The 23,203-nt window shown below is 63.5% G+C and carries 19 protein-coding genes; 14 read left to right on the top strand and 5 right to left on the bottom strand.

Going from position 1 to position 23,203, the window contains the following annotated elements:
- Positions 1-14: 14 nt before the first annotated feature.
- Genes V7D81_RS00195 through wecB form a run of 10 tightly spaced genes read left to right on the top strand, consistent with a single transcriptional unit; the run spans position 15 to position 11,786 of the window.
- Complete coding sequence (locus V7D81_RS00195; RefSeq protein ID WP_324313684.1) at positions 15-1,352, top strand: phenylacetate--CoA ligase family protein; 1,338 nt, start codon at positions 15-17, stop codon at positions 1,350-1,352.
- Positions 1,340-2,266, top strand: coding sequence for a glycosyltransferase (locus tag V7D81_RS00200; RefSeq protein ID WP_324313685.1), 927 nt, complete (start codon positions 1,340-1,342; stop codon positions 2,264-2,266). The genes V7D81_RS00195 and V7D81_RS00200 overlap by 13 nt, the downstream gene beginning before the upstream one ends.
- Positions 2,267-2,286: 20 nt before the next feature.
- On the top strand, positions 2,287-3,321 hold the full coding sequence (locus V7D81_RS00205) for a polysaccharide deacetylase family protein (protein WP_324313686.1): 1,035 nt from the start codon (positions 2,287-2,289) through the stop codon (positions 3,319-3,321).
- Positions 3,322-3,358: 37 nt separating this feature from the next.
- Positions 3,359-4,495, top strand: a complete 1,137-nt coding sequence (locus tag V7D81_RS00210) for a glycosyltransferase (protein WP_324313688.1) — start codon at positions 3,359-3,361, stop codon at positions 4,493-4,495.
- A gap of 11 nt (positions 4,496-4,506) precedes the next feature.
- Positions 4,507-5,883 (top strand): O-antigen ligase family protein, encoded by a 1,377-nt coding sequence (locus tag V7D81_RS00215; protein WP_324313689.1) that lies wholly within the window; start codon positions 4,507-4,509, stop codon positions 5,881-5,883.
- On the top strand, positions 5,880-7,037 hold the full coding sequence (locus V7D81_RS00220; protein ID WP_324313690.1) for a glycosyltransferase family 4 protein: 1,158 nt from the start codon (positions 5,880-5,882) through the stop codon (positions 7,035-7,037). Before V7D81_RS00215 ends, V7D81_RS00220 begins: the two co-directional genes overlap by 4 nt.
- Positions 7,034-8,659, top strand: a complete 1,626-nt coding sequence (locus V7D81_RS00225; protein WP_324313691.1) for a glucosamine inositolphosphorylceramide transferase family protein — start codon at positions 7,034-7,036, stop codon at positions 8,657-8,659. The genes V7D81_RS00220 and V7D81_RS00225 overlap by 4 nt, the downstream gene beginning before the upstream one ends.
- Positions 8,660-8,706: 47 nt before the next feature.
- The gene (locus tag V7D81_RS00230) at positions 8,707-9,339 is read left to right on the top strand and encodes a class I SAM-dependent methyltransferase (RefSeq protein WP_324313692.1); all 633 of its coding nucleotides are present in this window, start codon (positions 8,707-8,709) and stop codon (positions 9,337-9,339) included.
- 51 nt (positions 9,340-9,390) lie between these two features.
- Positions 9,391-10,611, top strand: coding sequence for a glycosyltransferase family 4 protein (locus V7D81_RS00235; RefSeq protein WP_324313693.1), 1,221 nt, complete (start codon positions 9,391-9,393; stop codon positions 10,609-10,611).
- A gap of 14 nt (positions 10,612-10,625) precedes the next feature.
- Positions 10,626-11,786, top strand: coding sequence for a non-hydrolyzing UDP-N-acetylglucosamine 2-epimerase (gene wecB, locus V7D81_RS00240; RefSeq protein ID WP_324313694.1), 1,161 nt, complete (start codon positions 10,626-10,628; stop codon positions 11,784-11,786).
- Between the two features lie 31 nt (positions 11,787-11,817).
- Here wecB and V7D81_RS00245 read toward each other — a convergent pair whose 3' ends face one another.
- From V7D81_RS00245 to V7D81_RS00265, 5 genes are all read right to left on the bottom strand, one after another.
- A complete protein-coding gene (locus V7D81_RS00245) occupies positions 11,818-12,408 on the bottom strand; it encodes a class I SAM-dependent methyltransferase (protein WP_324313695.1) in 591 nt (196 codons plus the stop codon).
- A gap of 129 nt (positions 12,409-12,537) precedes the next feature.
- The gene (locus V7D81_RS00250; protein WP_324313696.1) at positions 12,538-13,464 is read right to left on the bottom strand and encodes a hypothetical protein; all 927 of its coding nucleotides are present in this window, start codon (positions 13,462-13,464) and stop codon (positions 12,538-12,540) included.
- Between the two features lie 81 nt (positions 13,465-13,545).
- The gene (locus V7D81_RS00255) at positions 13,546-14,640 is read right to left on the bottom strand and encodes a hypothetical protein (protein ID WP_324313697.1); all 1,095 of its coding nucleotides are present in this window, start codon (positions 14,638-14,640) and stop codon (positions 13,546-13,548) included.
- A gap of 375 nt (positions 14,641-15,015) precedes the next feature.
- Positions 15,016-16,128, bottom strand: coding sequence for an acyltransferase family protein (locus tag V7D81_RS00260; RefSeq protein WP_324313698.1), 1,113 nt, complete (start codon positions 16,126-16,128; stop codon positions 15,016-15,018).
- Positions 16,129-16,256: 128 nt separating this feature from the next.
- The gene (locus V7D81_RS00265) at positions 16,257-17,159 is read right to left on the bottom strand and encodes a VanZ family protein (protein ID WP_324313699.1); all 903 of its coding nucleotides are present in this window, start codon (positions 17,157-17,159) and stop codon (positions 16,257-16,259) included.
- 78 nt (positions 17,160-17,237) lie between these two features.
- Between V7D81_RS00265 and V7D81_RS00270 the strand changes: the two genes are divergently transcribed.
- From V7D81_RS00270 to V7D81_RS00285, 4 genes are all read left to right on the top strand, one after another.
- A complete protein-coding gene (locus tag V7D81_RS00270) occupies positions 17,238-19,253 on the top strand; it encodes a GNAT family N-acetyltransferase (RefSeq protein WP_324313700.1) in 2,016 nt (671 codons plus the stop codon).
- Positions 19,254-19,362: 109 nt separating this feature from the next.
- Positions 19,363-21,342 (top strand): asparagine synthase (glutamine-hydrolyzing), encoded by a 1,980-nt coding sequence (asnB, locus tag V7D81_RS00275; RefSeq protein WP_324313701.1) that lies wholly within the window; start codon positions 19,363-19,365, stop codon positions 21,340-21,342.
- 84 nt (positions 21,343-21,426) lie between these two features.
- Positions 21,427-21,678: an acyl carrier protein gene (locus tag V7D81_RS00280; RefSeq protein WP_324313702.1), complete on the top strand. Its 252-nt coding sequence runs from the start codon at positions 21,427-21,429 to the stop codon at positions 21,676-21,678.
- A gap of 13 nt (positions 21,679-21,691) precedes the next feature.
- The gene (locus V7D81_RS00285; protein WP_324313704.1) at positions 21,692-23,200 is read left to right on the top strand and encodes a class I adenylate-forming enzyme family protein; all 1,509 of its coding nucleotides are present in this window, start codon (positions 21,692-21,694) and stop codon (positions 23,198-23,200) included.
- Positions 23,201-23,203 lie beyond the last annotated feature (3 nt).

Consider the following 23,203-nt stretch of genomic DNA (forward strand, 5'->3'; position numbering starts at 1 on the left):
CTTAAGGGAGCGACATGCTGGAAATCCTGTCCAGATTCGTCCTGCATCCGTTGTGGGACCTGAGAGATTCGAGCGTACGAATGCGCACGTATCGCGAGCTACTGCGCTCGCAGTGGGCGCCGATCGAGCAGTTGCGGGCGACGCAAGCCCGTCGACTGCAGGAGATCGGCCGTTACGCGGCCGCGCATTCGCCGCACTATCGCGAGCAGTTCAAGCAGGCCGGGGTCGATCCGCAGCAGTTGACGCTCGAGTCGCTGCAGCGATTGCCGCTGCTGACGAAGACGGAACTGCGCGAGCACACGGAGCAGATGCTTTCGGACGAGTTCGCGCGCGACCAACTGGTGGTGCATAAGACCGGCGGCTCTACCGGTCAGTCGGTTGTCGTCTATCTCGACAAGCTCTGGCAGCAGATCCGCAACGGGGATGAGCTGCGCGCCAACCATTGGGCGGGCTGGTATCCAGGCACCAAGGTGATGGCGATCTGGGGTAATCCGCCGCAGCCGGACAGCTGGCGAGCAAAGCTGCGCTCGGCTCTGCACAGCCGCATGATCTTCCTCGACACGATGAATATCAGCGACGTGACGCTGCGAGAGTTCGTCGAGCACTGGCGGCGCGAGCGGCCGCGCATCGTCTACGGTCATGCGCATTCGATCTTCATCGTTGCGGAGTGGCTGGTGCAGCAGGGTGTTACTGACCTGCATCCACGCGGCATTGTCGCCACTTCGATGATGCTGCTGCCGCAGGAGCGGGTCGTGATCGAGCGCGCGTTCGGCTGCAAGGTCATAAATCGCTACGGTTGCGAGGAGGTCGGTCTGATCGCCGCCGAATGTGAAATTCACGACGGCATGCACCTGAACATCGAGCACCTCGTCATCGAGGTGCTGCGCGAAGATGGATCACCAACGGCGCCGGGCGAGGAGGGGGTGATCGTGGTGACCGATCTGCTCAATCGCGCCATGCCGATGATCCGCTATCGCGTCGAGGACGTCGGCGTGCTGAGCGAAAGGCACTGTACCTGCGGGCGGCAGCTGCCGCTGCTGGAAAAGCTGGTGGGGCGCGTCGCCGACTACCTCAAGAAGGCCGACGGCAGCCGCGTCGCCGGTGTCTCGCTGGTCGAGCGCACGCTGACCCGGATCACCGGCCTAGGCCAGATGCAGCTCGTACAGACGGCGATCGATCGGTTCGAGGTGCGTGTGGTGCCGACCTCGTCGTTCGATCAATCGACGGTCTCGGCCGTCGAGCAGGAGCTGCACGAAGTGTTCGGCGCGAACGTCCAGGTGAGCGTCGAAAAAGTCGAGCGCATTGCGCAAGAGCGTTCCGGGAAATATCGGTTCTCCATATGCAAGATCTAACCTCCAAGCGCACTTACGTGCCGGGTCGCGTCAGCACGGTGATCGCCACGTACAACATGGCGAAGTTCCTCAGCCAGGCGGTCGAGTCCGCGTTGAACCAGACCTACCGCGATGTCGAGGTGTGCATCGTCGACGACGGCTCCACCGACAACACGGCCGAGCTGTTTGAGCGCTGGTGCGGCGATCCGCGCATCAAGCTCGGCACACAGAAGAATGCCGGCCAGGCGGTGGCGAAGAACCATGGTGCGCGTCTGGGCAGCGGCGAGTACGTCGCTTTTCTCGACGCCGATGACTTCTGGACGCCCGACAAGCTCGATAAGCAGCTACCGCTGTTCGCTCTGCCGCGCGTCGGTGTCGTCTACGCGGGATGCCAGCGCGTCGACGAGACAGGTCAGCGGCTGCCGCGCGGCGACTGGAATCCACACAGTGGCAAGGTGACCGGCGAGCTGCTGCTCGAGAATTTCGTGCCCTACGTGACGGCGGTTGTGCGCCACGAAGCCTTCGACAAGGTGGGCGGCTTCGATGAATCGCTCGGCATGGGTATCGACTGGGATCTGTGGCTGCGCATGTCGGTCGAGCACGAGTTCGCGTACGTCGAGGATGTGCTGACGATGTACCGCGTCTGGCCGGGTCAGATGTCCAATAAGTACCGCCAGCGTCTCGACGCGGCCTTGCACATCATGGGGCGCTTCCTGGATCGCTATCCGCACTCGGTGCGGCCGGATCAGATGAAGCAGGCCTGGGCCGAAAGCTATGTCAAGCGCGGCGATGTCCTGCTCACTGCCGAGCGCCGCCGCGTGCCGGCGATCAAGGAAATGATGAAGGCGCTGCGCTACAAGCCGGCATACTGGCCGGCGTGGCGTTCGATCGCGCGGGCGATTGTCACCACCCGTCCGTTCAAGACTGCCACCTGAGCAGCCGCGAGGGGTCGAGCATGAGCATTCGGAACCTGGGGATCTCAGCTGCGCTGCAATCGGCGCGGTTGCTGACGCGCAACCGGCCGCGCATCGTCATGTACCACCGCTTCGGTGTCGAGCCGCATGTGCGCAAGGTTTCGGCCGCCGCCTTCGAGGTGCAGCTGCAATTGATCCGGCAGCACTATCACTCATTGTCCTACGAAGAGCTACTGCAGCGGCTCGCTGATGGCAGCGGCTTTCCGGCGAACTCGGTGGTGCTGACGATCGACGACGCGTATGAGGACGTGTACACAATCGCGATGCCCTTGCTGCTGCGCTGGAAGGTGCCGGCGATCGTCTATGCGCCATCCGCGTACGTCGATCGCGAGACTTGGCTGTGGCCTGACGCGGTCCGGTACATGCTTTTCACTACGGTCAAGCGCGAGCTGCGTCTCGAACTGGCCGGCGTCGAGCATGCGTGGACGTGGGACCGGGACGATCAGGTCGAAGGCATCTGGAACGTCGTGGCGGACGTCGTCAAGACGTTCGAGCGCGAGGACTGCTTGGTGGCGCTCGAACAGATGTCGTCGCAGCTCGCGGTACCGCTGCCCACCGAGCCCGTAGCGGAATATCGCGCGATGACCTGGGAGCAGCTGCGCGCATGGCAGGCCGCGGGTCTGTCGGTCGGCTCACATACGCGAGTGCATCCCAACCTGTCGCGTGAGAGCCGCGACACGCAGGCGCAGGAACTGTTCGGGTCGAAGCAGCGCATCGAAGAGATGCTGCAGAAGCCCTGCGATCACTTCTGTTATCCGTTCGGAGGCATTGAGGACTTCACCAAGGAGACCGTCGAGCTGGTGGCGAAGGCAGGCTACCGTTCCGCGGTGACTACTGTGCTGGGCATGGCCGATGGCGCGCACTTGCTGAAGATTCCGCGCTTCGGTGCTTCCGAGTCGTTCCTGGAGTTCCGCAAGACTGCGACCGGCTGGCGCGGGTTGTCGCACGAGCGCGAGCGCTGGCTGCGGCCATTTTCCACGTCGGCCCGACCAGTCCAGGTTGGCAGTCGAACTTGATCGACGCGGCCACGTGAGTATCGCGTCCGACACTAGGGTGCTGCACGTCATCGACAGCGGAGGGCTGTATGGTGCCGAACGCATGCTTCTCGATCTGGTCGCCGAGCAACTGCGGTCCGGAATGAGTGCCATGGTTTGCAGCCTTGGTCGCGTCGGTGAGCCTACCAAGCCACTGGAGCGTGCCTGCGCGGAGCGCCGCGTGCCGGTGGTGCGCACATACGTGCAGAGCGGTATCAGCACGACGGGTGCCAAAGACATTGCCGCCTCTGCGCGTACGATCGGCGCGAATGTGCTGCATACACATGGCTTCAAGGCTGATTGTCTCGTCGCCTCATTGCCCAGGGATACTCGAGGTGCCAGCGTCGCGACGCTCCATGGCTGGACTGCGCAGCATTGGACCTCCCGTGCCTACTGGTACCGCAAAATTGATCTGCTGGCGCTGCGGCGGCTCGACGCGGTTATCGCCGTCACGCAGGCAATGGTAAGCAAGCATTGCCTCGATCGGCAGTTTGGTGCGATGTTGGGTGTGGTCACAAACGGCATCGACGTGAATTTCGGGCCGGCGCGCACGGCGCTGGAGCCGCATGAGCATGCGGCACTCGATTTTTGTCGAGGTGGCCCGACGGTCTGCATCGTCGGACGGTTGTCCCCGGAGAAAGGTCACGCGCTGTTGCTCGAAGCCGTGGCTCGCCTGCGCGATGGCGGCGCGAAACTACGCGCGCTGGTCATTGGCGCTGGCGCCCTGCAGGCCGAATTGCAGCAGCACGCCGTCCGGCTTAAGCTCACGGAAGCCGTCCATTTCTGTGGATACGTCGCGGATCCGAAGCCGCTGATGTCGGCCTGCGCTGCGCTCGTGAGTAGCAGCTATTCTGAAGGCCTGCCGGTGAGCATGCTCGAAGCCATGGTGTTACAAGTGCCGATCGTGGCGACCGCGGTGGGCGGCGTGCCTGATCTGCTCGGCCACGGCAGGTTCGGCATGCTGATACCTCCTGCGGACGTTGCTGGTCTTGCGGAAGGTCTTGCAGCAGTCGAGAAAGGACCGCAGCGGCTCGCGGCCCTCGCTGCTGCCGCGAATGCGATGGTGCATGAAACATATAGCGCACAACGTATGGCGGCAGGCTACCAGGCGGTTTATGAACTTGCGCAGCATCGTCATGCCGCGCGGGCAGCCTGACCATGCAATCCATGCGATCCCGTTCCAATTCGATCGCAGCGGCCCGGGCCGTGCCGAAGGCTGGCTTGGCCGTTGCTTCGGTCGATGAGAAGCTGCCGCCGGCATTCATCTGCTATTGCCTGTTTGTCGTCAGCTACTTTCTGCACATGGGCTCACGCGTGCCGCCGCTCGGTACGATTCGCATCGACCTGCTGCTCGCCGCGGCGACGATCGCGTTCCTCTTCATGGGAAAGAAGCAGGTCGGCGCCCCGCCGGCGCCGATCGCCACGGCTTCGCGCATCCTGCTGATCATCAGCATCTACGTGCTGGTGTCGCTGCCATTCGTCCGCTGGCCGGGTACGGTGTTGCGTGGCGGCTGGGAAGTGTTCCTGAAATCGCTGTTCTTCTTCATCTTCACCGTGGCCACCGTGAAGACTGAGAAGCGATTGAAGATCTTCCTGTACGTGTTCGTCGGAGTGCAGACGTTCCGTGTGCTCGAGCCCTTGTTCCTGAACATCACCACCGGTTACTGGGGCTCGTTCACGGATATGGGCGACGCGGAGCTGATGAATCGTCTTGCCGGCGCGCCTAGCGATGTGATCAATCCGAACGGACTTGCGTTCGTGATCATCATCGCCGTGTGCTTCCTGCATCACCTGCTCGGGCGCGGTTCGCGCAAGCACCAGGTGGCGTACGTGCTGCTGCTCGCCCCGCTGCTCTATGCGATGCTGCTCACCAGTTCGCGTTCGGGGGCGCTCGTGCTCGCGCTGTTCGGCTTGCTGGTGATCTGGCGTTCCAGGCACCGCGTGGCGGCGCTGAGCGCGGTCGGCGTCATCGTCGTGGTCATTTTTGCGTCCATGTCCGATCTGGAGCGCCAACGCTATATCTCCATCGTGGATCACAGCGCCAAGGGCGGCGCGTCCTCGCAGGGCCGCGTCGAAGGCCTGTGGATCGACCTTGGGGTCGGGCTGCAGCGTCCGCTGTTCGGGCACGGTCTCGGCACGTCGGCCGAGGCGAACTTCCATGCGTACGGCAAGGCGATGCCTTCGCATACGCTGTACACGGAGGTGCTACAAGAGCTCGGCGGCATCGGCCTGATCTTATTTGTGACATTCATGGTCACGACGTGGAAGAACATCAAGCTGGCGATCGCCGAGGCGGAACGCCAGCAGCGCGAATTCTCGCTGCGGGCGGCGCAGGGCCTGCGCGATTTCTTCATTCTGCTGATGATCTTCAGCGTAGCCAGTTACGGCCTCAATGAATACCAATGGTACCTGGTGGCCGGTCTCGCAGTGGTGAGTTGTCGAGTGCTCGGAGTCTTGCCCCAACCCGGCAAACGCGTGCGCCGACAGGCGATAGCCGCCCGTGGCGGCACTGCGCCGCCTCCGGCCCGCGGCGGTATCAAATGACCACTGCCGTGGCTGCGCGCAAGCTGACCGTATTGCTTGTCGTCCGTTGGCCGGTCGGCGGCATCCGCAGCTACCTGCGTTACACCTACGGGCTGATGCCAAGATCAGATCTCGATCTCGTGCTGTGCGGCCCGCGCTCGGAGGATCTCGATGAGTGCGTGAAAGCGCTCGCGGCCTTCGAGCCCAAGGTGTATCGCGCAGCATCGGCCGGTATCCGCGACATCTTCAAGGCCGCTCGACAGGCGCTGAAGGAGAACCATGTTGATGTAATGCACTCGCAGGGCTACAGCTCCGCGGTTTCGGTCGCGCCGCTGGTCGTCCTAGGCCGCAAGCCGCACGTGGTAACGATCCACGACATGTTCACTGAAGCACTGCGCAAGCAGTGGTCGATCAAGATCGGACGGTGGGTGCTGGCAGGCGCGCTTGGCGTGAGTGACGTGGTCCAGCCGACCGGCCGCGCCGTGGAAACCAACTTCAGGCGCCACATGAGCTTCTGGCCGGCGACGCGGCCGACGGTGGAGACGATTCGCAACGGCATCGACCCGCAGCGCTTCTGCGCCCCGGCGCGGCGCGATCTGCGCAGCGAGCTGCAGCTCGCTGCGCAGGACTTCGTGATCGGCTTCATGGGTCGATTCATGGCCATCAAGGGTTTTCACGTGCTGATCAAGGCGATGCAGGAGCTGGTCGGAACGCTGGCGCCACCACGGCGGCCGATCGTGGTCGCGATTGGTTCAGGCGGCTTCGTGCGCGAAGACCGGGCCGCTATCGAGCGCAGTGCGCTCGGAGACCATTTCAGGTTCCTGCCTCATACGAACGAAGTGGGTGCGACGCTGCGTGGCCTGGATGTGCTAGTGATTCCATCGATGTCCGAGGCCAGCCCGATTCTGCCGATGGAGGCGTTGATCTGCGGTGTGCCCGTCATCGCGAGCGCCTGTGACGGGCTCGTGGACGTGCTGCAGGGAACTCCGGCGAGCCTGTTTCCGATCGGCAATGGACATGAGCTCGCGCTCAACTTGCGCGCACGCATGGACGCTCCCGGAAGGCAGGAGGCCGAGGCATACGCTCCGGCAGCGCGTGATCGTTTCGATGCACGCAATTCCGCGGCCAGTCTCGAAGCCGTATTGCGCAGGTTTTCGCGGCGGACGCCAGCATGAGTGCAAGCATCGCGGCATTCTCCACCATCGTGCCCTCCGAAGCTCTAGCACAACCGCTGCCTGTTGCGGTCGTCGCTGACGGAGGTGCGGTGGGCGACTGGGCGCTCAAGATCATGCGCGCGCTGGGGCGACAACAAGAGATTCGGATCAACGCTCTCGCGTGTGTCGATGATCGCTCGGCGACATTGTTCAACTCGACTTCGGCTGCCGGTGATGACGGCCTCGCGTCGTTGGCGTCGTTCACCTCGCAGTCATTGCAGCAGATCGCTGTCGACACAAGAAGCGTCGCGCAAACCGTCGCAGTCGACGCGCTTCTCGAAGCGATCGGCACGCTGCGCCCCGCTGCCGTCTTGTGGCTGTCCAATGTCTCTGTGCCGCGTTTGTTGTCATCAGGCGGTGTCGTCGTGTGGCGGATCGCGACCGCGGTCGGGGACATACCCAGCGGCGGCCTGCAGTGGTCGGCGCTCTCGGAGGATCGACGAGCCATTCGCTTGACCTTGCTGCAAATCGCACCCGACGAGCGCGAGTTCTTGAGCACCGCTCGTATCGGCGCGACGCCGTGGTCTCTCGATGCGACCTTGGATCAGCTCGCGCTAGCTGCTGCAGATGTGTTGGGGAAGGCCGCACGCCAGCCGCAAGGGCGCGCACCGGCTGCGTCGCTCGATGAGAGCGTGGACCCGGCGAATCCGCGATCTGCGCCGCGCTCAGGACTGTTGGGCCAACTCGGGGAACGGCTGCGCCGCGCCTGGTATGCCGCATTCCAGGTGCAGCGCTGGACGATCGGCCTTGCACCGGGGCCGCTGACCGCAGACTGCGGCTGGCTCGCTCGCGGCCGCTTGCTGCCACCGCTGCCGGGCGGGAATTTCCTGGCCGACCCATTCGTCGTGCCGGGCCTTGGGGGACGCGTGTTGCTCGCGGAATGGATGGAAGTGCGGCGTGGGCGCGGCGTGATTGCTCGCGTCGAGCTGAACGAGGCCGGGAAGATCGTCGAGATTCACAAGCTCATCGACAAGCCCGGCTACCACCTCAGCTATCCGCACGTGTTCAGGCACGACGGTGCGCTCTATTGCTGCCCTGAAGCGAGTCACTCGTTCGAGATCACGCTGCATCGCCTGTCGGACGATGCGCGCCAGGTGCTCGACTCCAAGCCGCTGCTGGAGGGAGTGCCTGCCGTCGATCCGACCGTGTTCCGTCACGGCGGCCGCTGGTGGATTCTGTGTACTTCGGCCGCCCGCCGGGGATCGAACACCCATCTGCACGCGTATCATGCCGAGTCCCTCGAAGGCCCGTGGCACGCTCACCGGCTCAATCCGATCGTCATCGACATTGCACGTGCGAGGCCTGCCGGGCGGGTCTTTCAGGCCGGTGGTGCGTGCTACCGCCCGGCTCAGGATTGCACGCAGCGTTATGGCGGAGCACTGCGTCTATATGAGATCGTGGCGCTGACGCCGGACGAATACGAAGAACGTTTTTGCTGGCGCATCGCGCCGCCGCTCGGTCCGAGGGGCAGGCACGGTGTGCACACGCTGAACGAAGCGGACGATGTGATCGTCTACGATGCTTACACGGAATCGTTCTCACCGCTCGCATGGCTGTACCGGCTACGCGAGAGGTCTCGCTGAGCGGATCGCCGACGCCGCACGCTTACCAACCGATGTGGGAGGATTTAATGAGCGAGTTCATTATCGAGCTGAGACGGCGCTTCTGGCGTGCGACGATGCTCGGACTGCCACGTGGCATGCATATGACGCGCTATTCGATGTACAGGCGGCTGACCGAAGTGGGCAAGCAACTGCGCTCGCAGGTGGCTAGCGGGTTGTCGATCAGCCACTCCAAGCACCTCATGGACATGATGGGCGTCAAGCCCGCGCAGATCACCGAGGCGAACTACCCTGAGTACACGATCACCTCGCTGCCGTTCGAGAACGATCAGTTCGACATCGTGACTTCCGACCAGGTGTTCGAGCATGTCGAGGGCGATCCGTTCACGGCGATGGAGGAGAGCCGTCGCGTGCTCAAGCCGGGCGGCATCGCCGTGCATACGACGGTATTCGCCTTTCCGGTGCACGGCTCGCCGAGCGACTTCTGGCGCTACACTCCCGACGCCCTGCGTCTGCTGTGCAGGAAGTTCTCGAATGTCATCGAATGCGGCGGCTGGGGCAGTTTCGAGGCCCTGCAATGGATGCGCCGCGGCCTGCACTTTGATCCCGTGCCGCACGCCACTTGGCACCCGCTGCATAAGGTGGCCACGCGCACAGATCCAGAATGGCCGATAGTGACCTGGATCGTGGCACAGAAGTGACCGCAGTTAAGAAGATACGCTCGATGTCAGCCTGCTGCGGGGGAGCCTAGTTTGCAAGTCTGTTACGTCTTTCAGGATGAGTATCCTTGGGACATTCGCGTTGAGAAGTTCACCTCGAGCCTCGCAGACGCTGGTCATCAGGTCGTCATCCTGTCGCGCAATCGCGCCGGCAAGCCGCGGCAAGAGAATTTGCGCCCGGGCGTGGAGGTGCACCGTCTGCCGATCGGATGGACGCGGATTGATCGCGACCTGATGAACTTCCCGGCCTTCTTCTCGCCGTGGTGGATACGGGCGATCGCGCGCACTGTGCGGCAGCAAAACAGCGACGTGATCATGGTGCGCGACCTGCCGCTGACCGCCGCCGCCGTGTGGGCTGGCCGCACCACCGGGAGACCGGTGGTGCTCGACATGGCGGAAAACTACCCGGCGATGATCCAGGCCACGTGGGATCTGTTCGGGCCACAGCCTTGGGACTATCTGCTGCGCAACCCCTCCTGGCTGCGCCGCCTCGAGCGCTGGATCCTGCCGAAGCTCGACGGCATCTTCGCGGTGTCCGAGCCCAGCCGGCTGCGTGTGATCGGCCTGACGAACGGCGGTGTGCCGGCGTGGACCGTCGAGAATACGCCGCGGCTCGACCTTGTCTACGAACCGGTGCGTGGCGAGGTGACAGAGCAGATCGCGCGTCATCAAGGTTTGAAGCTGCTGTACGTCGGCAACATGGATGGCAAGCGCGGCCTCGACATCGTCGTGCGGGCCTTGCCCGGCCTGCGGGAGATCGATCCGGACGTGCTAGTGATCCTGGTCGGCAAAGGAGTGATGGAGCCGCAGCTGCGCAAGCTCGCAGCCGAACTCGGTGTCGAGCGCAACCTGCTGCTGCCGGGCTGGGTGGACCAGAAGGAGGTGCCGTCGCTGATCGGTGAGGCGGACATCTGCCTGATACCGCATCTGCTCACCGAGCACACCGATACAACGATTCCAAACAAGATCTACGACTATATGGCGCAAGGCAAAGCGGTGTTGGTCACGCAGTGCCGGACGCTGCGACAGATCGTCGAGGGGGCTCGGTGTGGCCGCGTGTACCACGACACCGACCCGTCGCAACTCGTCCAAGCGGTGAGAGGGCTCACGGACGCGAACACGCGTGAAGCGCTGGGCGCCGCCGGCCGCCGTGCGGTCACCGAGAGATTCCATTGGGAAAGGGACGCGGCGACGATGCTGGCGGCACTCGCGACCGTGACCGATACTTTCAACGTCAGACACGCCCGTTCGTAGCCATTCGTAACAAAATGAAGAAAATTTTCTGTGTCTTCGGCACTCGTCCCGAGGCTGTGAAGATGGCGCCGGTGGTACTGGCGCTGCGTGCGCGGCCGAAAGAATTCGATTGCCGTGTCGTCGTCACCGCGCAGCACCGCCACATGCTCGATCAGGTGCTGGCGCTGTTCGGGATCGTTCCCCACCACGATCTGGACGTGATGACGCCCAAGCAGTCGCTCACGGCGATCACTGTGAAGGTGCTGGAGCGGTTGGAGAAAGTGCTGAAGGCAGAGTCGCCCGACATGGTGCTCGTCCATGGCGACACCACGACTTCGCTGTCCGCGTCGCTGTCCGCGTTCTATCACCGGATACCCGTAGGTCACGTGGAGGCGGGCCTTCGCTCGTTCGACAAGGCGAATCCGTTCCCGGAGGAGTTGAATCGTGTGGCCGCCGACGCGGTTTCGAGCTTGCACTTCGCGCCGACCGCGAAGTCGCGGCAGAACCTGCTGAAGGAGGGCATCGATCCAAAAGGCATCTACATCACGGGCAACACCGGCATCGACGCGCTGCGCATCATGAGAGACAGGCTGCGTAAAGGCGTGGTCGCAGCGCCGTCGGCGCAGTTGCAGCGCCTGGCGGCGAAGCCATTCGTGCTGATCACGGCGCATAGGCGCGAGAACTTCGGTGCGCCGCTCGAGTCCATCTGCGCGGCGCTCGCGGATGTCGCCAGCGCCAAGCCGGATCTCAACCTGGTTTATCCCGTGCATCCCAATCCCAACGTACAGGGTCCGGCAACAGCCGCGCTCGGCGGCCTGCCGAACGTGCATCTGCTGCCGCCGCTGGAATACGGTGACTTCCTGTACTTCATGGAGCGGGCGCGCTTCATCGTTACGGATTCCGGGGGGCTGCAGGAAGAGGGCCCCTCGCTGGGCAAGCCGGTGCTGGTGCTGCGCGATGTGACGGAGCGGCCGGAGGCGGTGCGCGCCGGAACGGCGCGGGTCGTCGGCCCCGACCGCGCGACGATCGTGCGCTGGGTCCGCAAGCTGTTGGACGACCGCCGCAGCTTCGACCGCATGGCGAACGCGGTCAACCCTTACGGCGACGGACGTGCGGCGGAACGGACGATCGAAGCGATCCGGCACTTCTTCGGTTACCGGCACGCGCGTATCGGCGAGTTCACGCCGAAGCGCTGAGCGGCTACCCACCGCTCCAGGCTCGACGCATCTAGAGTTTGCGGTAGAAGAACAGCTCGGTCCGGTATTTGGGATCGCGAATCTTGACGCGCGAGGCGTCGATACCGGCAAGCTCGCAGGGCTCGAAGCGGGTGAGTGCGTGCAGATCCTGCATTTGCACGCTGTTGCGAGGCGGTATGTCATCACGACTGACGATGAGGACGCCGCCGTCACGCAGCACCTCCGAGATCGATTCGAGCGCCGCGTTGGCCTGCTCACGCGTATTCAGGCCCCAGCCGATCACTCCGATCAGGAACACCATGTCGAAGGACTGTTTGCCGAACAGAGTGTCCACTTGGGTCACCGAGCCCACGCGGTGTACGGCCGCGCCATAGCGGGCGACGGAAGGCTCGATGTCGATGGTCGCGACCGTCGCTGGAGCAAAGCGCTGAGGATAATCGCGTGTGTAGTGTGCTACGCCTACGTAGAGGATGTCGCCGTCGCCGATCCTGGCGCGCGCGGCGGGAATCAGTTTGCTCTCGATGTAGCGGCGGATCGGGGTCAGCTTGACGCGAATCGTAACGACTATTTCCCAAAGGGAGGGTGCGTACTTGCGTGCGAGAGCAATAAGGCCGGATTTCATTACGCGCGACATTGATTGAAAACGCGCGCGTTATACACCATCCGTGGCGACGCCTACTATCGAACGAAGTACTGAAGCTGCGCGGACGCGCTGTCGCGCAGTGAGAGTGTCGATCTGTCTTACGTCGGCCTAGTTTGCAGTCAGGCTGCTGGGCGCGTTGGGACGCGGGGAGTCCAAGCAGCCGATGCGCTCTGTTGATACGACAATGTTGTCGTACATGTGTCCGGCCGAAGTGTGCGTATTGTGGAAGAACAGGCCGAGGCTGAAGATGTTGATCTTCAGATTTGATGTCGTGCGAAACCATAGGCCGGTCCAAGGTCCGTACTCGACGCCGTCGATCCAGTAGTTGAGCGAGCCGTTGGCGCCCGCCTCGGTGGAGGTCGGCGTGCCGGCATTCATTTCGACTTCGAGGCAATACCAGCGGTTGGTTTGCAGCAGCGGTGGCATGATGCGCTCGCGATGCTCGGGCTTCTTGCAGTAGCCGCCGTCATCGAGGAAGCAGGGGAAGTGATCGCCCCAGCAGGAGCCGTTCGGGTCGGCACAGTCCTGGTACATGCCGCGATAGTACGCGTAGAGATTGAGGCGGCCCTTAACGGGCTCCATCCACGCCGAAAACCAGTCGGAACCGGTCGGGCGATTGCCGGAGCGCCCCATGTAGTCACGATGCCCGGCGTGGAAGCCGCCGCCGTGGTTGTCGGCGTTGAAGTCGTAGCCGCTCTCCCACTTCTGATACCAGCGCACGAACAGCCGATCGTGCTGGCTCGGAAGGATCTTCACCACGTCGTGGCCGCCGCGGCCCTCGGGCACGCGGACGCGGGCGACGGTGTTGTCGCTCAGGGAAAGCGGGCCGGGTTCGAGCACAAGCGTGTTCCACGGCGCCGGATTGCCATCGTAGTCATCCCAGATGCCAAAGCTGCCTTCCTCGAAGCCGCTGCAGAAGATCGTCACGGCGCGCGAGCACAGCGACTCAGGTTCGGGGGCGGAATGGCTGATGCCTGCGGCGAACATAGCCAGCGCGGCGAGCCAGCGCATCGGGAGGCGGGCAAATGGAGTCATCGTGAACCTGCGAAAGGAGACGAGAGCTGCGCGGGACGCAGGCAGTGCCCGATGTCTGACGGGCACTGCCTCTTTCGACTGTTACTGTACAGAGACCGAACTCGGCGGACGGGGATTGGTACTCGCGTCACCGATGCGGAAGCCACTGCTGTTCACCGGGTTGCCGTCGGCTCCGATGACGTACAGATACTTGCCGGTGAGGCTGCTGTAGCCGCCCTGACGCACCGAGATCTCGATGCGCGAGTCGCTCCAGGTGATCGGAATCTGCACTTCACGGCTGCGCTCGGTGCCGCCGCTGCCGTAGACGATGTTCTGCCAGGTCGCCTCATCGCTGATCACCACGCGGTGCCAGGTGTCATCGACGTAGATGGCATCAAAATGCAGGTATTTGCCGGCGCTCAGCTGGTTGTTGCTAATCTGGTCGAAGTACAGGACGCTGTACGAGTTCGGATATGACGACGTACGCATCTGGATGCGGTTAGCGCGCGGGAAGGCAGAGATGCCGCCGCGAGTGTAGTTGAGGATTCCATCGACCGCGCCGATGCTGCCGGCACGATACTCCCATTCGTCGATGATCCACTTGTCCGACTGGTGCGGCAGCTGGAACCACGTCGTTGCCGTGCCCGTCATTTCGGCCACGACGCGTCCGCTGTTCGCGCCGCCGCTGCCGCCCGCATAGCTCGAGTAGACGTTGTGCGTGTACGGGTACCACAAGCGGAAGAACTTCAGGTTGAGGCCATTGGAGGCGGCATCGGTGACGATGTTGAACTCGTAGTACTTCTTCGCCCACACGTACAGCGAGTTCGAGGAGAAGGGCACACCATCCGGACCCATCGCGTCGGATTGACCGGCGACGTCGATGGTGAGAATGCCCCTCGAGTTGAGCGGCTTGAGCGAAGTCGCGGTCGACAACGCGCCGCGCACACCGCCGTCGAACGAGTTGCGGCTGAGCGGCGAGGTCGCCGTGCCGTTCTCGAAGTCCCAGTAGTAGAGCGGCTTGGCATTGGCCTTGCTGCCGAAGCCAGAGCCGTTGATGACGATCGTCTGACCGTTGGCGACCGTGCCGCTAATGCTGTCGATCTGCCCTGCGTGGGCACCGAACATGGTCAGCGCGGCAGCGGCCGCGAACAAGGTGCGCACTGCGCGCGCGATCAATTGACTGCTAGACAATCTCATTCTCATTCCGTCACTCTCGCTGTTGTTGGAGGGAGCACCTGACGCCAGTCATCCAGTGTCCGGTCGCAAGCGTCGACCCTGGAGGCGCCCGCCGATATCGTTCGCGGCAGGCTAATTCACCGGGGTCGGATCCCGCAACGCGTCGCCCGACGGCAACAGCGCGCGACGTACCGGACATAAGCGATGCGAGAATAGGGCTTCGCTGCATCCCACGTAGATAAGGAACTTACTGAAAGGCCGCCTAGTGCGAGCATGAAAGCAAAGCTCCGCGTCGCGGCACCGCGACAGAGGCTCGCTTACGCGAACAGCAAAAGCGGAACTGCGTCACAGAACTCCGCTGTCGGCCCATGCGCGACGCTGTCGAGCGCGATCGACTCAGGTAGGCGAGTTGGCCTTCGATGTCGGTTGCGCAAGGCCGATGCGGTGGACCAGTTGCTGCAGCAAGCGCTGCAGCGCCCGCCGCCCGGGAACATCGACGGTCACTGCGATCACGTAGGCGACACCCAGAGCCAGCACGCAAATCAAGGTCAGTCTTGCCGGTACGCCGAGGACGGGTGCCAGCGCCTCGTAAACGAGCTTGCCCACGATGGCATGTACAAGATACAGGGGATATGTCAAAGCGCCGAGCTGGGATGCGATGGGCGATGCGCCTGTTGTCGAATCGCGGCGGTGTATGGCGATGAACGCAAACGCCGCGAAGAAGGTCGCGACGAGGATAGGCACTACCCACGCGGACAGAGCATCGGGCGTGATGAACTGCGAGCGCTGTGTCACCGACACCCACATGCTTGCGCCGGCAGCGACCAGTAGTGACAGCAGTCGTGCGATGGAGAAACCCCGCGACATCAGCACGTAGAAGAGACAACCGGCAGCGAAGAACGGACCGTATGGATCGAGCACGAAGTAGTCGACGATCCACGGCAGATGGAACAAGCGCGCAGCGATTGCTATGGCGAGCCACGCATACAGCCACCATTCGACTCGGCTCATCTGGCGCAAGGCAAGCAGCAGGAAGATGAGCGCGTAGAAACGAATCTCGATCTCGAGCGTCCAGTACACGCCGTCGATCAGCCGCGCATCGAAGATAGAGGGCACCATGGTCGCGTTGGCCGCGAGCGTGCGCAGGTCGAGCGGCGCGGTATCGACGTCGGGCGCGAGCGGGCTGAGCAGGGCAATGCAGATGGCGGTCAGCGCCATGCCGACCCAGAACGAAGGATAGAGCCGGCTCACGCGCGAGATGACGAACTGCACGGGTCCGCGACCGAGCGAACTCCACAGGATCACGAAGCCGCTGATGATGAAGAACAGGTCGACCCCAAGGTAGCCGTAGCGAGTCATCGCGGACAGGCCGGCCAAGCCACTGCGTTCCAGATCCGTGGCCGACACATAGGAGGAAACGTAGTGATACAGCGTGACCGCGAACGCGGCGATGAAGCGCAGCAGGTCGAGTTCGGGCAGCCGGATCGCGTCACTTTTCGAGGTTTGCATGCGACGATCCTAATACCGCAAGCGCGCAGCGCAGGGAAGCAACAGGTTGCGGTAATGCCCTTTGGTTTGACGCAGAGCGGCCAGCGCGAAGCGGATCATGTGAGGTTGTAAGAAGATTCGACGTTCGCTCACTCGAGCCACACGCCGTGCAGCAGCAGCGGCGGCTGATCAATCTGCGCGGCGTCCAAGCCAAACAGTCCGACGCCGGCGATACTACGCAGGTCGAGGGTGCGATTCGCCGGCGACGCAGCGATCTGCTCGACGGAGAAGCGGAAAATCCGGCGTTGCGCGCCCGGCAGCTCGAGCGCGGCGTTATATCGATCCTCGTAACTCTGATCGTGGATTCGGTCATGTACCCGTAATCGAACGCGGACGTTTCGATGTGCTGCATTTTCGATATCGACGGCGAGAATGTGCCAGCCGCTCCAGTCCGGATAGGGCTCATCGAGCGCGATGCCGGCGCCGCGGGTGAGAGGCAGAGGCAGAGCGCGTGTGCCGCGGAATATGTGAAGCAACTCGGCTGTGCCGATAGTGGGAGTGCGCTGCACGAAGTATAAGTCCAAGGGTGACTTCAAACGGAATATCACCGGGAACTGCCCGCCGCGGTCGGCATAGGCAGCCAGACACCAGGCGAGCGGAGTGAGCGCTACGGCAATCAACGCCACCAGAAAGAACCGGCGCGACGCGAAGCCGGCCTCATGGACTCTCGAGGCCAGGCAAAGGCCTGCGAGGATGCCGACTCCGTCGAAAAACAAATCGTGTAGCGAAGGATCCTTGTAGGTCACGAAGCGTTGTGCAGCTTCGGTGGTCAGTGCGAGGCAGAGGGCGACCGCCGCGGCGATCGCCCGGCTGTTGGCACGGGAGCGCAAGTGATACGCGAGAGCGAAAGTGAGAATAGCGAACGCGGGAGCATGTCCGCTGTCTTCGATCACGCGGAAGATTGCGCGGTCCTGAGGCAGGGCGACGAACAGGACGGCGGCCACCACGATGACGACCGTAATGACAGTGAGCAGCCGGCCGCGGCGGGTCACGGGCTGATCCGCGCTGCGCATCTGACTGGGAGGACGTGCAATGAGTACGATCCGCCAAAGGACTTCTTAGGCAATTGTATGTCGAGCTTTGTCAATACGCCGCAGATCGAGGTCACGGTTCTGGACAGTGTTGCGTCGGTGGAACCGGACGAGTGGCAACAGCTGGTGGATGCCTGCCCGGACGCCACCGTGTTCCAGTCGTACGAATGGCTGGCCTCGTGGTGGAGTTGCTTCGCCCGGCCGCAAGACCGTTTGTTCCTGGTCGTGGCGCGCTGCGCCGGACGCTTGGTCGGGGCGGCTCCCTTATACGAGCGCATCGAGTCGGACGGCGGGCGCGGCGCCGGCGAGATTCGTTTCGTCGGCGAAGAGCATGCTGACTACTCGCTGTTCATCGTTGCCGACGGTATGCCGTCGATCCTGCACTCGCTGCTGCGACCGTTGGCTGCCAAGGTCGCGGCCGGCGGTCGGGCGAAGTTCGACGAAGTCCCAGAGTTCTCGCTGCTTGGCCTGCATCTGCTGCAGCAGGCGCGCACGGCAGGGATGAGCGGCATCAAGTGGCGCCGATCGAGTGTCTGCCCGAGGCTGCGCCTAGATGATGGCGCCCGCGCGCGCGAGGTCGAGGAAGGTCGCGACGTCAGGCGCAAGCTGCGGCGGCTGGAGGCGCTTGGTCGGGTCGAGGTCGAGCACTGCCTGGAGCCCGTGACGATCCTGGAGCTGCTGCCGGAATTGTTTCGCCTGCATGAGCAGCGCTGGCGCAACACGGCTTACCCGAGCCTGTTCGTTAAGCTGAGCAATCAGCAGTTCTACCGCGAACTGGTGACTAGTGCAGCCCGCAAAGGGCGCGTCGTGCTTTCGCTGCTGCGCCTGGACGGCATCATCGTAGCGATGCATTTGGGGTTTCGTTCGCGCGACACCATTATCTATTACAAACCCGCTTTCGATGCCGCTTACGAGAAGTGTTCGCCGGGGAGCCTGCTGCTCGCTTCGCTCGCATCGTATGCGCGGCGCAGCGGGTTGGCTTGGATAGACTTCAGCCGCGGCGACGAGCCGTACAAGCGCAAAGCGTCGACGCTCGTACAGTACAACTCCAGTTTCGAGTGGCTGCCTTCCAGCATCGGCCAGCGTTGCGTCGAAACACTACTGGCTGCGAATCGAACGGTGCGTACCTTCGCGGCGAGCGCTTGCGCCGCGTGTGAGCGAACTGCGTCGAAACAGCCGCTTTCGGTATTGTTCGTCGGGACGATGGCGCACGATGCGCAAGCGCCTACACTCGCTGCGCAAGGGGCGGTGCGGCTCAAGTCACGCACCGCAGACGTGCCGCCGAGGCTGCTGCGCTGGGAGATCGCGATCACCGATGGAGCCGATCTGGCCGCCTGGCTGCTCGAGCGCACTGACCTGCAAGAGACCGACGTGGTGTTGCCGATGGGTAGTGCGCTGGCGCATGCCTTCATCGCCTCAGGTCCGGACGGGCTGCGACCGAAGCTACTGATACCGGATGCAGTGTACGCACCGCATCGAGGCATCGATGCTCTCGGCGATGCCGCGCAACGAGCCGGAGTGCCGACCAGCGCCGCAGAGGACGAGTACGACGATGTGCAGACGGTCTACCGCGAGCTGACTTGCGTGGCCGATCACGGTAGCTTGCAGTACTACCTCTGGAGCGGGCCGCAGGACGGTGCTGCCAATGGCGCCGCGAACTCGAGCGACGAGATCAGCGTCGCCCATGGAGCGCGGCGGCTGCTGGCGCAGGTGGGTTGGCACGGTGTAGCGACGCTGCGCTGGCGCTGTGGCGGGCAGGGTACTCCGAAGCTTGTCGATATCCAGCCGGGGGTGAGCCTGCAAGTGGAACCCGCCAGTGCAGAGGTCACGATCTTTGCGCTCGCTGCTGCGGCGCTGGCGCGCGGTGAGCGTTTGCCGGCTCAGTCCGCCGGCGTGCAGCTCGAGCTGTCGAGGCCATGGTCTGGACGGATGGGGACGTGGGGCGGAGCGAGAATCGGCGGGCTGTTCCGCTCGGGGCCGGTCCCGTTCGTGCCTCTATCGGACGAGTTCGAAGTCGAGTCGGCGGTCTGCTTCTTCGCATCCTGGTCGCTGTGAGGGCAGTCACGACAGATACACCGGGGCCTGCGCTAGTATGAATCATAGGCCTGCGGCGGCGCCTGGGTGCGGCTGCGGGAGTGTTTGGCGTCTGGAGCGTCGTTGCCTCGTGTGCGGAATCGCCGGAATTCTCAGCTTGCCTGATGCGCAGCCCTGCGATCGTGGGCAACTGCGCCAGATGATCGAGTCGCTCGCGCACCGCGGTCCGGACGGTTTTGGCTACCTGCAGGAAGGCCCGGTCGGCCTCGCCCATGCGCGCCTGAGCATCATCGATCTGTCCTCCGGCGACCAGCCGATCGCCAACGAAGACCAGTCCGTGTGGACGGTGTTCAACGGCGAGATCTTCAATTTCATCGAGATCAGGGCCGCCCTGGAACGGGCCGGCCACGTGTTCCGGACGCAGTCTGACACCGAAACCATCGTGCATGCCTACGAAGAGTACGGCGATGACTTCGTCCATCACCTGAACGGGCAATTCGTGATCGCGCTGTGGGATTCGAGGCGCCGGCGACTGCTGCTGGCGCGGGATCGCCTGGGTATCCGACCACTTTTCGTGCAGCGTGACGGCCGGCGGATCCTGTTCGCATCGGAAATCAAAGCCATCCTCGCCGTGAGCAGCCAGCCCCGCCGGCTGGATGTAGACGGCCTCGCCCAAGTGTTCACCTTCTGGTCGACGGTCGGCGAGCGCACGGTCTTCGCCGGCATTCGCAGCGTGCCGCCGGGTTGCATGCTGAAGCTGGAGGGCGAGCGCGAGGAACTGGTGCATTACTGGCACTGGTCGCATCCGGCCGCCGCCGATAGCTCGCGCCTTTCGTTCGACGAGGCCGCCGAACAGGTGCGCGAGCTGATGTCGGATGCTGTGCGCCTGCAGTTGCGGGCCGACGTGCCGGTGGGCGCCTATCTGAGCGGTGGGCTCGACTCCTCGATCATTGCGGCCTTGGTGCGGACGCGCTCCGATGTGCCGCTGCGCACGTTCTCGGTGGTGTTCGACGACGCTGAGTTCGATGAGAGCTCGCATCAGCAAATCATGGTGCGGCACTTGGGCACGCAACACACGTCCGTACGCTGTACGCACGGTGATATCGCCGCCTCTTTCCCGCGGCTGATCGCGCACACCGAGACGCCGATCGTGCGCACCGGGCCGGTGCCGCTGATGATTCTCTCGGAGCACGTGCGGCGCTGCGGCTTCAAAGTCGTGTTGAGCGGCGAGGGCGCGGACGAAGTGTTCGGCGGCTATGACTTGTTCAAAGAGGCGCAGATCCGCCGCTTCTGGGCCCGTCGGCCCGAGTCGCGCTCGCGTCCGCAGCTGCTGAGGCGCCTGTATCCGTACCTGCGTCATTCGCCGGTCGGCAGCGCCGCTTCCGCGGAATCGTTTTTCGGCCAGGGCCTGCGCGACGTCGATTCGCCGTTCTATGGTCACTCGCAGCGTTGGGTCACGACGCGGCGATTGCACGCATTCCTGTCGCGGGATGTGCAGGCACAGATGGCGGGGTGCGTTCCTGAAGCGGCGCTTTCAGAAATGCTGCCGCCGGATTTCGCGCGCTGGTCTGGACTCAGTCGTGACCAGTTCGTGGAGGCGCAGACCCTGCTGTTCGGCTACTTGCTGTCGTCCCAGGGTGATCGCGTGGCCATGGCCAATTCGGTCGAAGGACGAGTGCCATTCCTGGATCATCGAGTGGTCGAATTCGCCAACCAGTTGCCAGCGCGTTACAAGCTGCGCGGGCTCAAGGAGAAGGCGGTCCTGCGTCGGGCGTTCGCGCACCTGCTGCCGCCGGAGGTGGGTGGGCGCGTCAAGCAGCCCTACCGCTCACCGGACATTCAATCGTTTTTTAAGGACGGCCGGGCGCCCGCCTGGGTCGAGGAACTGCTCAGTCCGCAACGTCTCGGCAGCGCGGGATATTTCGACGGCTCCGCGGTACAGCGGCTGCTGGCGAAATGTCGCGCCGGACGTGCCATCGGCTTCGCCGACAACATGGCCTTCGTGGGGATTCTCTCGACGATGCTGGTAGAGGAGCTGTTCCTGAAGCGCGGCGAGGCGGCCGCGGCATACAATGCCGGCCTCGCCAGCGCCGCCGCGGCGCATAACTGAATCCAAGACGCCAGCTGGTTACAACCGCGCTGTCACCCATCGTCCGTCACCAGAAGCTCAACCAAACGTGCAAGGGCCGTGTTCATGTCGATCAAACAACAAGTCCGTCATTTCATCCTGACGAACTATCTGTTCACCGAGGATCCCTCGAAGCTCGCCGATGCCCAATCGCTCATGCAGAGCGGCGCGATGGACTCGACCGGTATCCTCGAGCTGATCATGTTCCTGGAGGAGAAGTTCGCCATCAAGATCGCCGACGACGAGATGGTGCCGGACAACCTGGACGCGGTCGACAACGTGGTCGCCTTCGTCGAACGCAAGCAGGCGGCGCGGTAGAGAGGTTGCGCCTGTGTCTGGATTCCCCACGCTCGTCGGAAATCTGCTGCAGACGGCGGCGCGCGTTCCGCAGGCCACGGCAATCCAGGACGGTGCTGCGACAGTCACCTATGAGCAGTTGCTGCAGCAAGCGGGCACCATCGCGCGCGAGCTGCGTGCGCAGGGATTGCAGGACGGCGAGCGTGTCGTACTGATTATGCAGAACAGCGCCGAGTTCGCCGCGGCCTACTACGCAGTGCTGATGGCCGGTGGTGTGGCCGTGCTGCTGAACGCTGCGGCCAAGCTGCGTGATTTCGAGGCCTGGCTCGCAAACTGCGAGGCATCGTTTGTGCTGACCGATGCGGATAATGACGAAGCGACGCTTGCAGCACGAGCGAGCGTGGCAGCGGCCCGGCACTGGCGCAGCACGGGAAATCCGCGCAGCCCTTTCGGATTGACGCTGAGTGCCGAGCACGCGCCGCCGCGTGCCGTTGACGAGCATGCGCCGGCCTGCATCCTGTACACCTCCGGCACGACCGGTCAGCCCAAAGGTGTCGTGCTCAGCCAGGCGAATCTGGCAAGCAATGCGGCAGCGATCGTGCAATATCTCGGGCTTACCGGCGACGACAGCATCGTCACGGTACTGCCGTTCTACTACTCGTACGGCAGTTCCGTGCTGCATACCCATGTGCAGGTGGGTGCCCGGCTGGTGCTGGAGAAGAATCTGGTCTATCCACACATCGTGGTCGCTAGCATCGCGCGGGAGCGTGCGACGGGCTTCGCCGGTGTGCCTTCGACGTTCGCCTTGTTGCTGTCGCGAGTGAAGCTCGCGGATCACGATCTCGCCGCGATGCGCTACGTGACGCAAGCAGGCGGTGCGATGTCGCCGGCCCTGACGCAAAAACTGCGCGAGGCCCTGCCGGGTGCGGCAGTGTTCGTGATGTATGGTCAGACCGAAGCAACGGCGCGGCTGACTTATCTGCCGCCGCACATGCTCGATCGGAAACTGGGATCAGTCGGTCGTGCGATTGCGGGAGTCGATATCGAAGTGCGTGGCGAGAATGGCGCCGTGCTCGATACCGGCGGAGTCGGCAGCATATGGGTACGAGGGCCGAACGTCATGCTCGGCTACTGGTGTAACGATGTCGCGACTGCCGCGGTGAAGCACGATGGTTGGCTCAATACCGGGGACATGGGTTCGCTCGACGCGGACGGCTATCTCTACCTATCCGGCCGCCGCAGCGACATGATCAAGACCGGTGCACATCGCGTGCATCCGCAGGATATCGAGGACGTGATAGCCGAACTGCCGCAGGTGCAGGAAATTGCGGTGGCAGGTGTCGACGATGAGAGGCTGGGCCAGGCAATCAAGGCTTTCATCGTGCCGGTGCCCGGGGCCAGTTTGAGCCCGATGCAGGTACAGGCTCATTGCCGTCAGCGTCTGGCTGCCTACAAGATTCCAAAATTCGTGGAGATGGTCGACAGCCTGCCTCGCACCATGACGGGCAAGCTGCGACGCGCCGAACTCAAGCAGAGGAAGTAAGAC

Source organism: Povalibacter sp. (assembly GCF_036735925.1).
Taxonomy (GTDB): Bacteria; Pseudomonadota; Gammaproteobacteria; order Steroidobacterales; family Steroidobacteraceae; genus Steroidobacter.